Origin of the sequence: Pseudoclavibacter sp. AY1H1, assembly GCF_002931055.1 — a bacterium.
GTDB lineage: Bacteria > Actinomycetota > Actinomycetes > Actinomycetales > Microbacteriaceae > Pseudoclavibacter.
In genome coordinates, this window is the sequence record NZ_PSXX01000009.1 from 68174 (window position 1) to 80265 (window position 12092).

Consider the following 12092-nt stretch of genomic DNA (forward strand, 5'->3'; position numbering starts at 1 on the left):
CGCGGTGCGCGCTGGGCGATCCCTACGCGCACCGCTTCTTCTGGATGTCCGAGACCAGGTCGCTCGTCGTTCCGACGACGCTGTAGTTGGCCCCGGGGTACTTCGAGGTCACGGCCCACGCAGTCTGAGGAACGCACGTCTGCGTGGCGAGCACCAGCGGATACCCGGTGCGCGCGGAGACGAGCAGGGCCACGGCGATGTCCGCGGAGCTTCCGGGGTTCGCGAGCGCGAAGCCCTTCGGACGGATGCTCCCGGCGTCGAAGTCGCCCAGGAGCGCCCCGTTGATGGCGAACGCGTCCGAGGAGTTGACCCGGGTCGTGTTCGAGACCTTGGCCTTCACCTCGTTGAAGACGGTCGCCGAGAGCGACGCCACTGGGCCGATGACACGGGCCGAGGTGACCTTGCCGGTTGCGAAGTAGGACTTGAAGCTGGCGCTGGTCTGCGTCGGCCCGGTCAGGAGCACCGGCGCCTTGGCGAGGGTGGCCCTCCCGGAGGCGTTGGCGATCTCCGTCGCCTTGCCGCTGTTGGCGATGTACACGTTGGGATCGTTGGGGAAGAACCGCTTCGCCACCACCAGCGCGGTCTCCGATTTGTCGGCGGCGGTCACGACCTCGAGCCTCGGCGTGAGCTTCCCGAGCGCGGTCTTCTGCGCCTCCGAGATCGTGCCGATGACGAAGATCGCCGAGGGTTTCAGCCTCGTCACCTCGGCGGAGATGCTGGACGGGAGCGCGTCTGGCTTCGTGAGCAGCAGGTTGCCGTTGATCTTGGCGGCGACGGGGGCCGCGAGGAGTGCATCCACACCGCCCTCGCCGTTTGCGATGACCAGCTTGTTGCCGACCGTGTTGACCTTGCCGGAGGCCGTGACCGCGTTGGCGTAGGTATCGGTGGAGCCCAGGCGGTCGACGACACCCGGTGCCGCCGTCGGGCTCGGCGTTGCCGGTGTCGTCGGCGTCGCGGTCGGTGTCGGCGTGGCGGTCGGCGCCCCGAACTGCGGGAGCTTCGTGCTCGAGGTGATCTCGCCCCACTTCGTGAGGGTCCATGGGATCTTGTTGATGAGGTCGACGCTGCCGTGCGCGTTGTGGACGATGCCTCCGGGGAGGTACGGGTTGGGCTTGCCCTGCGCGGTGTACGTGACGGGATGCTGCAGGTTGAGCGCCATGGTCCAGAAGTTCTGGTCGGTGATGATGCCGCCGTACTCCTGCAGGTTCTTGACGACGACCTTCTCGAAGCTGGAGAGACCGAGCGCGGCGATCTTCGCGTTCGTGGCCGCGTCGTTGGGAATCCAGAACCGCTGCCCCATCTTCGGGGCGTGCGCCTCGCTCAGCTTCCCGTCGGTCTGGTAGGCGGGCCACATGGCCGTGCCGGACCGCGTGGAGGGGAAGGTCCAGCTCGTGACGTGGTTGATGGAGCCAGCCGCGATCTCCTCAGCGCCTGCCATGAGGAACTCGTTCATGACGCCGCCGACGGAGCTCGTGCCCCGCTCCGCCTTGAGCCATTCGTTCTGGTCGAACCAGTTCGTCGACTTCGGGGAGTTGAGGGTGGTGAGGTAGCCGCCGCCCATCATCCAGGACCCGTCGCTCTGCTTCTCCGCGACGTAGTACCCGCGCACGATGCCAGTGGCGATATCGACGACGGTCATCGACTGGTCGCCGCCCGGAATCGGACCGCCGGGCAGGGCGTGCGCCGGGATGACGACCTTGCCGTAGTTCTTCGCGGTGGTCGCGAACGGAGTGATCTGGAACCCGTACGTGCCTCCGGTCGCCGAAGCGGTCGCCTTGCCCTCCATGACGGGGTGGATGTCCGGGTAGAGCGCGTAGCTCTGCATCTTCACCTTCACCCAGTTGGCGTCGGCTTTCGAGCTGTCGACCGTGTAGATGGGGATCGTGAAGTTCTCGCGGTTCGTGGAGGTCTTGAGTCGGCCCTTCCAGTAGTCGCTGAGGTACCGGTCGGGCAGCGTGTCGACCATCGCGGCCGTCTGGTCGGACAGTGACGAGACGGGCGCGCCCTGCGGTGTCGTCGTCGCGTAGCTGCCTTTGGCGACGTAGTTCGCTGGCGACATGACGTCTTGGCCCACGGTCCCGAAGTTCGCGGCCTGGGCTGGTCCGGTTCCGAGGAACGTCAGCAGTGAGGCCGCGAGCATCGCGGCGAGAGAGAGGGAGAGCGCTTTCTTCATGAGTCACATCCGTGTTCATTGATCGAGCGGTGGCCCCCTTTCCTGATCGTAGGGTGAAATACGGGGTGAAATCACTCGTGCATGTGAAATCACGTGAATTGGCACGGATTCGCGGAGCGACTACCGTCGCTGGCATGCGCAGCCTTCCGGGACACCTCACCCTCGGCGGATGTTCCCTCCGCTACTCCGACAGCCTCGACGCGGCCGACGCCGACGCCGACGCGGTTGTCCTGCTGCACGGGGCGGGCGCCGACCACACGATGTTCAGGCGCCAGGCGGATGCGCTTCGTCTGGCAGGCCTGCGCGTCGTGCTCGTCGACCTTCGCGGGCACGGGGCGTCGCGTCCGAACTCGACGGACCTCTCCCCCGAGCTGTTGGCGAGCGACGTCGAGCGGCTCATCGCGCACCTCGGCCTCGGCAGGGTCTCGCTGCTCGGGCATTCGCTCGGCGGGAATCTCGCGCAGGAGCTGGTTCGGCGCTCCCCGGAGCGGTTCCGGAGCCTCGTGGTGCTGGATTCCACCTGGAACGCCGGCCCGCTCAGCTTCCTGGAGCGTGCCGGTGTCCGCGCCGCGGCGCCCATCCTCCAGCTGATCCCGGCGAGGAGCCTGCCGAAGCTCATGGCGGATGCTTCAGCCGTGACGGCGACGGCACGTGCCGAGCTGACGCGAACGTTCAGCGCGATGTCGAAGCGGGAGTTTCTGGCGGTCTGGCGTGCGACGACGCAGTTCGTGCGTCCGACTCCCGGCTACCGCACGCCCGTGCCGACACTGCTGGTCCGTGGCGCGAGCGACACCACCGGGAACATCTCGCGAGCCATGCCTGCCTGGGCGGCGGCGGACGGACTCACGGAGCTCGTCGTCGCCGGCGCCGGCCATGTCGTGACGCTGGATGCGCCGGACGAGGTCTCTGCGGCGCTCGTCGAGTTCCTCGGTAGCTGAGCTTGACAGCAGCCGCTGCAACGCAATCGGCCGCGGTGACCCGCTTGTCGTCGAGGACAAGCGGGTCACCGCGGCCGAGACGCGCGATGCGCGCGCGATGCGGGTGGAGCGGAGGCTAGGCCGTGATGGCGCGTCCGCCGGGTCCGCGGTACTGCGCAGAGCCGTAGCCCACGATGAAGTACCCGATGATCGACAGCAGCCAGAGCAGGAAGAAGCTGAACACTCCGCCCTTGCCGAACGCCTTGCCGATGCGCATCGCGACGAAGATCGAGAACACGACGTTCACGATCGGGATGAGGTAGAGCAGCACCGTCGCGCCGTGGTACCCGGCGATCTTGACGAGGATGTAGACGTTGTAGATCGGGATGATGGCGCCCCAGCCCGGGTAGCCGGCCTTCCGGAAGACGGGCCAGAGGGCGATGATGAGGAGGACCCAGCCGACAAAGCCGCTGGCGGTGCCGCCGGGCGAGAGCGCTTCCCACTGCCAGGAGTCCATCTGGGTGGAGTTTTCGAGCGTGAACATAGTGACGTCCTTGAGGTCCGTGAAGCTGGTGAGATCCCCTGGGCTTCGGGGAGCGGAGCAACGCTACCGCGAGCTGTCAACTTCCTGGGAGCCTTTCGTCGCTGGAAGGCACGAATTGCACGCTTCGAGGCCTGAGGTGCAGGCTCGGCCAGTCGTCGACGTCCCGCAGGAGCTGCCGATCGTGGCTCGAGAGCACAACCGCGGCCTGCGTTCCCGCGAGCGCATCGGTCAGCTCGTCGACCAGGGCCATCGAGAGGTGGTTCGTGGGCTCGTCCAAGAGCAGCACGTGCGGCTTCGCGGCGAGGACCAGCGCGAGGTCGAGTCTGCGCTGCTGCCCCATCGACAGCTCGCCGACCCGCTTGCCCGCCTCCCTCGCCCGCAGCAGGCCGAGCTGCGAGAGCCCCACCGTCTCGCTCGGTGAGACGGTGCCGGCGGCTTCGAGCTCGCCCAGCCGCAGCTCGTACACCTCCGCCGCGCGCTGCTCGAGCGGGAGCGACGATTCCTGCGGGAGCACGCCGACTCGGGTGCCGGGCTGCACACGCACCGAACCCGCATCCGGGGCGAGGGAGCCCGCCAGCACGCGCAGGAGCGTCGACTTCCCTGCACCGTTCGGGCCGGTGACGGCCAGCCTGCCCCGATGGGAGAGCGCGAGGGACACGGGACCGTGGAGGCGCCCCGTGACGGCCACCCCGTCGACGCTCAGCAGCTCAGCTCCTGCCCGGGTGCGGAGCTCCGGGAACCGGAAGAGCCGCGGTGGTTCCGGCACCGTCACGGCGTGCGCTTCGAGGGCCTCCTGGCGACGGTGCACACTCTGCGCGAGGCCAGCTGCGCGGGTGGCTCGGCCGTGCTTGTTCGCGCCCTTGCCCGGGCGCCACCCCGTGACGAGGCGGTTCTGCGCCGCGCTCAGGCTCTCCTGCAGGCGGGCCTGCTCCTGCTGCTGGCGCTCGTAGTCCTGCTCCCACCGCTCGCGCTCGGCGGCGCGCGCCTCGCGGTACCCGGCGAAGCCATTGCCGGAGACGCGGGGCCGCTCGTCCGGCGTCGGGTCGAGGTCGACGATCGTCTCGGCGACGTCGGCGAGCAGCGCCCGGTCGTGGCTCACGACGACAACCGCCCCCGTGCGCGAGCGGAGCCGCTCGGTGAGGAAATCGAGCCCCGCGCGATCGAGGTGGTTGGTCGGCTCGTCGAGCAGCAGGAAGTCGTCGTCTGCCCCGAGGAGACAGGCGAGGCGGACCCGGTAGCGCTGTCCCACGGAGAGCTCGCGGAGGAGGCGGTCGGGATCGGTCTCGGCGTCGAGGGCCTCGAGCGCGATGAGCACTCGCCGCTCCGCGTCCCACGCGTCGAGCACCTCCGCGGCCTCGAGGGCCGCGGCGTAGCGCTCTTCGGCTCTCGGACCGCCCTCCGCGAGTGCCGCTCCTGCGGCGTCGAGCTCGGCGAGGATGGCGAGCGCCGTCGCGATGGAGTCTGCGATGGCCTGGCCGACGGTCCGAGCGTCGTCGGCGTGCATCTCCTGCTCGGCGAGACCGAGGGTGCCGATGCGCTGCACGGTGCCGCTGTCTGGCGGGAGGATGCCCGCGAGCACGTGCAGGAGCGACGACTTTCCGCGGCCGTTCTCGCCGACGATCGCGATGCGCGACGTGGCGGTGACCACGAGGTCGACGGAGGTGAGCACGGGCCTCGCGCCGCGCAGCAGCGAGACGTCGGTGAGGGTGAGCTGCGCGCGATGGCGCGCTGGAACTGACTTGGGGGTGGTGTGCACGATCATTCCTTCAGAGCGGCGCGGCGCGAGCCGCCGAGGGCTCGGAGAGGTCTCAAAGAGGGCTCGGCAAGGCGTCAGCGGCTGGGCGCGCGAAAACGGCGACCCGGAGTCGGGTCAGAGCAGGTGGCCACCGTGATGCTCGGGCGGTCTCGGTTCGAGAGACCGGCGTCAGCGAGCGCGGAAGGCCAGCTCAGCCGTTAGCAGAAGAGAAGAAGGAACACGCGTTCACGGTACCAGCGGGGCGCGACGTCGTCGAGCTCGCATGCGCGTCACGGCCAGGTCTGCGCCGAGCATGACGCCGCCGCCGAGCGCGTACACGAGCAGGTCCCTCACCTCGAACCCGGAGCCGAGGACCAGCCGGGCCGGTGCGAACGCCTCGTTCGCGCGGGCTGGCAGCTCGGTCAGCTGCAGCAGCTCGACCGCGAACGACCAGGCGACCGCGAGCGCGAACGCGGTCCACGCTCTGGCGCGGGGCGCGAGCAGGACGACCCCGAGGTAGACGGCGACCGTGTACAGGCCGGCACCGACGATGTCCCCGAACTCCCCATCCGGAAGCGCGTAGTGCACTGCGAGGCCCAGCGCGACGGTCGCGGCGAGCAGAACCGCGGCCGCGACTCGGCGGCGCAGGGCATCCACGCGCGAGGTCAGCTCCTGCTGGGCTTCAGCCGCGCCGCTCACGCTGGGCCGCCGCTCGTCTCGGTCAGGCGCTCGACGGCCCCGATCGCGGTGACCGCGCGGAGGCCGGAGACGACGGCGCCGTTGAGGGTCTGCTCGAGGCCCGTGTGCTCGCCCGCGAAGGCGACCCGGCCCGCTGGCACGTCGAACGCGTCGAGGTCGGCCGGAGTCCAGTCCAGCGAGGCCGCCGAGTAGGAGCCGCGCGTCCACGGGTCGTCGCTCCAGTCGGTGAGGAGCACGTCGCCGTCGATGACGAGCTCGGGCCGCAGCGCCTGCAGCTCGCTGACCCAGCGCCCCGGTCCCGCTTCCGTGTGCAGGGCGTCGAGGGTGGCCCTGCTCCCCGCGAAGCAGGACAGGGCGGGGATGCGGTGCTCGCCGTCGGCAGACAGGGAGCGCCAGGACCACCAGCTCAGGTCCGCGCTCTGCAGGGCGATGTCGTCGTCGACGGCGGCGAGGGGCACGCCGAGCTTCGCGGCGGTGCCCATGATGCGGTGCGAGAGGGCGGCATCCTGCCCCGGGGTGAGGGCGAAGCCGAGTCGCAGGCTGCGCAGGATGGGCAGCGGCACGGCGATCACGGCCGCGTCGGCGTGCAGCGTGCTTCCGTCAGCGAGGGTCACCTCGACCCCGCTGCTCGACTGGTCGATCGCCCGGGCCGGGTGCTCGAGCCGCACCGCGGCCCCGAGCCGGCGGGCCAGCTCGATGGCGAGCGACTGGTTGCCGCCCACGAAGCGCCCGCCGTCGTCGATGAACGGCTGGTCCGCATCCGGGTCGTAGAGGAACGCGGAGGCGGCGCTCACGAGGTTCGGGTCGTTCGCGAGGGAGGTGACCATGCGGCGGTAGACCGGGTGTTGCTGGTAGTCGGGGCCGAGCGCCTCACGGTGGGCGTCTTCGACCGAGACGCGCGTGAGTCCGTCGGCGAGCATCCCGCGGAGGGTCTCGGTGATCTGCTCGGTCGTCGCCTCAAGCTCGGCGAACGACACGTGCCGGCCGTCGACGGTGCGCCTCGCGTAGCGCACGTTGTGGCTCAGGATGGGCACCCCGAGCTCGGCGGAGAGCCGACGGATGGCGAACTCGGTCGGGAACACGTACTCGTCGCCGCGCTCGGTGATCGCGCCGTTGCCGAGCCGCTGCGACCAGGTTCGGCCCCCGACCCGGGCCCTGGCCTCCAGCACGCTGACGTCGTGGCCGCGCTTCCGCAGCTCCCAGGCGGCGGTGAGGCCCGCGAGGCCAGCTCCGATGACGATGATGCGCATGGGTCTCCGCCGCCTTCCGTGGTGAGCGGCCAGACGGGCCGCGCATCTGATTCTCGCGCAGTCGCGGCCCGTCGGGGGCGGCTCAGTGCTGGAGCTGCGCGAGTCTCCCGTCGACCAGCTGCACCGTGTCGTGCATCCGGGGCAGGTGGGTGAGGTCGTGCGTGACGAGCAGGGTTGCCGTGTCCAGCTCCTCGGTGAGGCGCAGGATGAGCTCGATGATCGCGGCCCCGCGCTCCTGGTCGAGCGCGCTTGTCGGCTCGTCGACGAGGAGCGCACTCGGGTCGTTCATGAGGGCCCTCGCGATGTTGACACGCTGCCGCTGGCCGCCGGAGAGCTGGTGCGGGCGCTTCGCGCCGTGCTCCGCGAGACCGACCGCGGCGAGCAGCTCGTCGGCGTGCGCCGCTGCGGCGGGCCTGCGGCGGCGGCTCCCGGGTGCACCGAGCTCGTTCATGACGAGCAGCTGCTCGCGCGCCGTGAGCGACGGGAGGAGGTTCGCCTGCTGGAAGACGATGCCGATGCTGGACCGACGCAGTGCCGCCGACTCCGTGCGGCTCATGTCGCTCGCATCGACGCCGCCGATCATCACGCTGCCGTAATCCGGGCGGATGAGGGTGGCCGCCACGGCGAGCAGGCTCGACTTGCCCGAGCCGCTCGGCCCCGTGATGCCGGTCACGGTCCCCCGGTCGGCGGTGAGGCTGACGCCGTCGAGCGCGGTCAGGCGCCCTCCCCCGTCGGGGAAGGTGAGGGTGATGTTGTCCAGTGCGATCATCGGTTGCTCCCGAGTGCGGTGAGGGGGTCGGCTGTGGTCACGGAGCGCAGCGCGAACGCGGCCCCGGCGAGCCCGAGGGCGATCATGATGGCTCCCGGGAGGAGGGTGGTGAGGGGGCTCAGCAGGAACGGCAGGGCCTGGCCCGCGAGGGCGCCGAGGATGGCGACGAGCCCCACCCCCACGCCGATTCCGGCGACGAGCACCAGGAGGGCCTGGCCGAGGGCATCCCGTGCGAGCGATCGTGTGCTCGCCCCGAGCGCCTTGAGCACGGCGATGTCGCCCTGCCGCTGCATGGTCCACACCGTGAAGAACGCGCCGATCACGAGCCCGGAGATGCCGAACAGCATTGCGACCATGAGCAGCAGCGAGCCGACCTCGGAGCGGAACGCGGCGAGCGCGCCGAGGGCGCCGAGCAGGGACTCGGAGACGGTGCGGGTCTCCGCATCCGCTGCGGCCCAGTCCGCATTCCCCGAGACGGCGAGCACGGTGGCGTAGGCGCCGGGAGCCCCCGTCTGCTCCGCGAGCGCCTGCCAGTCGGCGAGGGTGATCTGCACGACCGGCGTGTGGCTGTACCAGGCCTCCGGTCCGATCGAGGCGACCTCGAAGGCAGCGCCGCCGATGGTGACCTCGTCGCCGACCGTGGCGTCGAGGTCCTCTGCCGCGGATTCGGAGAGCGTGATCTCGCCTCCTGCCGCTGGCGAGGTATCCGCGAACCCGACCGGGACCCCGAAGACGGCGACGGCGGCCCCCGTCTCGGCGGTCTCGGCCCGCAGCTGGCTGATGCCGAGCGGGTCGACGCTGCTCACGCCGGGGAAGGAGGCGAGCGTGTCCGCCTGCTCACGAGACGGTGACGAGGTGGAGAAGCTCGGTGCGTCGTCGCCGGCCGGGACGGTGAAGACGAGGCGGTCGGCTGGCAGCGCCAGGACTCCCGAGATGTTCTGGGTGGCGAGGCCGCCCGTGAGCCCACTGAGGAACCCGACGAGCACGGTGATGAGCGCGACGACGGCGCCGATCAGCACGAATCGGCCTCTCGCGAAGCGGAGGTCGCGGAGCGCGACGAACATGGTGGTCCTTTCCTGCCGCCAGTTCCGGCGGCTCAGGCAACCCTCCCGCCGAGCACCCCCGCCCGGCATCGCCCGTCGGCACACTCCTCGCGGACCGCACGATGGAGTCGTCGCTCCACCTTTCGAAGGATGACCACGACGCGAGCCGTGTCTAGGCTGAGCCGCATGCCGACCACTGCGCTCACTCCCGTCTTCGTGGGACTGCGCACGGGGCTCCACGCCCTCTTCTTCGGACTCCTGGCGCTGGTCGCCGTGCGCGCGGTGCTCACCCCCGAGCAGAGCACGGCGCTCGTGCTGGCCGCGACGCTGCTCTTCGGCGCGACGTACGCGCTCGGGGCGATCGCCGCATCCAGGCGCACGCGGCTGGTGGCCGCACTGCCCAGGCAGCGGCTGCTCTGGGTACTCGCCCTGACGCTCGAGTGGATGCTGCTGCTCTGGCTCTCCCGGGAGGCCGCGTACCTCGTCTTCCCGCTCTTCTTCGTGTACCTGCACCTGCTCGGCCGACGGGCTGGCATGCTCGCGGTCGCCGCGACGACGGCCATCGCCGTCATCGGCCTCGGGCTTCACGAGGGCTGGTCGGTCGCCGGTGTCATCGGCCCCTGCATCGGCGCGGGCGTCGCGGTGCTCATCGGGATCGGCTACGAGGCGCTCGCGAAGGAGGCGAGGGAGCGGGAGCAGCTGATGCGGGAGCTGCTCGCGACGCAGGAGCACCTCGTCGCGACGGAGCGGGAGGCTGGCACCCTCACGGAGCGCTCCCGCCTCGCCCGCGAGATCCACGACACGGTCGCGCAGGGCCTCGCGAGCATCCAGATGCTGCTGCACGCCGCCGAGCGCGCCGACCCCGCCGGCGCCGGGGTCGGGCACATCCGGCTGGCGAGGGAGACGGCCGCCGACAACCTGGCCGAGACGCGACGCTTCATCCGCGAGCTGTCGCCGCCGGACCTCGACGGCATGGACCTCGAGCAGGCGCTGCGGCGGCTCGCGGACGCGACGTCGGCCGCGCACGGCATCCACGTCGAAGTGCACAGCAGCGCGGACTCCCTGCCCATGCCCGTGCAGACCGCCCTGCTGCGCATCGCGCAGGGCGCTATCGCCAACGTCGTGCAGCACGCTGGCGCGAGCCGCGCGACCATCACCCTCGACGAGTCGGCGGCCGGGCTCGTCTTCGCCGTCGCCGACGACGGCCGCGGCTTCGACGCCAGCACCCACGAGCAGGCTGGCGGCGCGAACTCGGACTCGTTCGGGCTCGTCGCCACCCGCGAGCGAGTGCAGCAGCTCGGCGGCTCCCTCGACGTCACCTCCAGCGTCGGCCAGGGCACCACCCTGACCGTCACACTCCCAACGCTCCCCCGGGAAGGCACCGCATGATCCGCGTCGTGATCGCCGACGACCACCCCGTCGTGCGAGCAGGCCTCCGCGCCCTCCTCGGCCTCGAGCCCGACATCGAGGTCGCGGCGGAGGCGTCCACCGCCGAGGAGGCCGTGCAGGCGGCGGCCACCGAGCGGCCCGACCTCGTGCTCATGGACCTCCAGTTCGGTGCGCGCGAGAACGAGTCCGGCGCATCCGCGACCCGCCGCATCCGCAGCCTCCCAGACCCGCCGCACGTGCTCGTCGTAACGAACTACGACTCAGAGGGCGACATCCTCGGGGCCGTCGAAGCCGGCGCCAGCGGCTACCTGCTGAAGGATGCGCCGCCCCACGAGCTGCTCGCGGCGGTCCGGGCCGCGGCGAGCGGTGCGAGCGCGCTCGCGCCGCCCATCGCCTCCCGCCTCATGGACCGGCTCCGCACGCCCCAGCAGAGCCTCTCGCCGCGGGAGATCGAAGTGCTCGAGCTCGTCGCATCCGGGCTCTCGAACACGGACGTCGCCGCGGCGCTCTTCGTCACGGAGACGACCGTGAAGTCGCACCTCGCGCACGTCTTCACGAAGCTCGGCGCCACGTCCCGCACCGCGGCGGTCTCCGAGGCGAGGGCACGCGGCATCCTCCGGTAGCCTGCTCGTTCCCCCCGTCGAAGCCGCGCCTGAGCGCAGCAGGCTGAGACCCGTTCCAGGGAAGGCGTTTGCATGGCAGTCCTCACACCGCGGCGACGGCGTTCGGCTCACCCCGCGCAGCGCCCGTCTCCCGCGGGGTCTCCGTCAGGCTCTCCCGCCGGCGATCGAGCCGCGCGATGATCACAGGCGCACTGCAGAAGCTCGGCTGGTGGGCGCTCGATTACGTCTACGCGGTCGAGCGGCAGGTCCGTGCCGCCTTCAGCCGCGCCGAGGCCAGCTCGTACCTCAGCGGCGACGGGGCCCCCGTCGTCATCATCCCCGGCGTCTACGAGCCCTGGCGGTTCATGCTGCCGCTCATCGAGGCCATCCACGAGAACGGCCACCCCGTGCACGTGCTCGAGCCGCTCGGCTTCAACCACCGGCCGGTCCCGGACGCGGCCGAGCACGTCGCCGCGTACCTGCGGGCCAACGACCTCACGGACGTGCTCCTCGTGACGCACAGCAAGGGCGGGCTCGTCGGCAAGTTCGCCATGTCGTTCGGCGACAGCGCCGAGCGGATCGCGGGGATGCTCGCCATCGCGACGCCGTTCGCGGGCTCCCGCTACGCCCGCGCGATGGCCGTCTCGAGCCTGCGCATCTTCTCCCCCAGCGACGCGACGATCCTCGCGCTGGCCCGCGAGAGCGACGCGAACTCCCGCATCGTCTCCGTGTTCGGCCGCTTCGACCCGCACATCCCCGACGGCAGTGTGCTCGAGCTCGCGCGGAACATCGAGCTGCCGACGGGCGGCCACTTCCGCATCCTCACCCACCCCGGCATCCTGCGGGGCTTCGCGGTGCTGAAGGAGCTGACCGGGGCCTGAGCCGGCGAAGCTGAGGCGCACCCGGCCTGGCGGCGACCGGTCACGGCCCGGGATTCGCGACACAGGACTCGCGACCCGGGACTGACTGCC

General features: G+C 70.9%; 11 protein-coding genes. 4 read left to right on the forward strand and 7 right to left on the reverse strand.

Features of this window, described 5'->3' with window-relative positions; genetic code table 11:
• Positions 1–22: 22 nt before the first annotated feature.
• Entirely contained in the window at positions 23–2173 is a 2151-nt protein-coding gene (locus tag C5E05_RS13865) for a cell wall-binding repeat-containing protein (RefSeq protein ID WP_104342236.1), read from the reverse strand.
• A gap of 134 nt (positions 2174–2307) precedes the next feature.
• Here C5E05_RS13865 and C5E05_RS13870 point away from each other — a divergent pair, with 134 nt between their 5' ends.
• Positions 2308–3111, forward strand: a complete 804-nt coding sequence (locus tag C5E05_RS13870) for an alpha/beta fold hydrolase (protein WP_104342237.1) — start codon at positions 2308–2310, stop codon at positions 3109–3111.
• 115 nt (positions 3112–3226) lie between these two features.
• On the opposite strand, the gene C5E05_RS13875 is transcribed toward C5E05_RS13870, so the two are convergent.
• The 6 genes from C5E05_RS13875 to C5E05_RS13900 form a co-directional block, all read right to left on the reverse strand.
• Entirely contained in the window at positions 3227–3634 is a 408-nt protein-coding gene (locus C5E05_RS13875) for a DUF5684 domain-containing protein (protein WP_104240949.1), read from the reverse strand.
• A 76-nt stretch (positions 3635–3710) separates the two neighbouring features.
• A complete protein-coding gene (locus C5E05_RS13880) occupies positions 3711–5396 on the reverse strand; it encodes an ABC-F family ATP-binding cassette domain-containing protein (protein WP_104342238.1) in 1686 nt (561 codons plus the stop codon).
• A gap of 219 nt (positions 5397–5615) precedes the next feature.
• Entirely contained in the window at positions 5616–6068 is a 453-nt protein-coding gene (locus C5E05_RS13885) for a DUF2809 domain-containing protein (RefSeq protein WP_219819539.1), read from the reverse strand.
• Positions 6065–7318 carry an NAD(P)/FAD-dependent oxidoreductase gene (locus C5E05_RS13890; protein ID WP_104342239.1) on the reverse strand — a complete coding sequence of 418 codons (1254 nt, stop codon included), beginning with the start codon at positions 7316–7318 and terminating at the stop codon, positions 6065–6067. The genes C5E05_RS13885 and C5E05_RS13890 overlap by 4 nt, the downstream gene beginning before the upstream one ends.
• Before the next feature lie 82 nt (positions 7319–7400).
• Positions 7401–8087, reverse strand: coding sequence for an ABC transporter ATP-binding protein (locus C5E05_RS13895; RefSeq protein ID WP_104342240.1), 687 nt, complete (start codon positions 8085–8087; stop codon positions 7401–7403).
• Entirely contained in the window at positions 8084–9151 is a 1068-nt protein-coding gene (locus tag C5E05_RS13900; RefSeq protein WP_104306447.1) for an ABC transporter permease, read from the reverse strand. The genes C5E05_RS13895 and C5E05_RS13900 overlap by 4 nt, the downstream gene beginning before the upstream one ends.
• A 165-nt stretch (positions 9152–9316) precedes the next feature.
• Between C5E05_RS13900 and C5E05_RS13905 the strand changes: the two genes are divergently transcribed.
• From C5E05_RS13905 to C5E05_RS13915, 3 genes are all read left to right on the forward strand, one after another.
• The gene (locus C5E05_RS13905; protein WP_104342241.1) at positions 9317–10519 is read left to right on the forward strand and encodes a sensor histidine kinase; all 1203 of its coding nucleotides are present in this window, start codon (positions 9317–9319) and stop codon (positions 10517–10519) included.
• Positions 10516–11142, forward strand: coding sequence for a response regulator transcription factor (locus C5E05_RS13910; RefSeq protein WP_104240942.1), 627 nt, complete (start codon positions 10516–10518; stop codon positions 11140–11142). Before C5E05_RS13905 ends, C5E05_RS13910 begins: the two co-directional genes overlap by 4 nt.
• 176 nt (positions 11143–11318) lie before the next feature.
• On the forward strand, positions 11319–12002 hold the full coding sequence (locus C5E05_RS13915) for a triacylglycerol lipase (RefSeq protein ID WP_104342242.1): 684 nt from the start codon (positions 11319–11321) through the stop codon (positions 12000–12002).
• Positions 12003–12092: the final 90 nt, after the last annotated feature.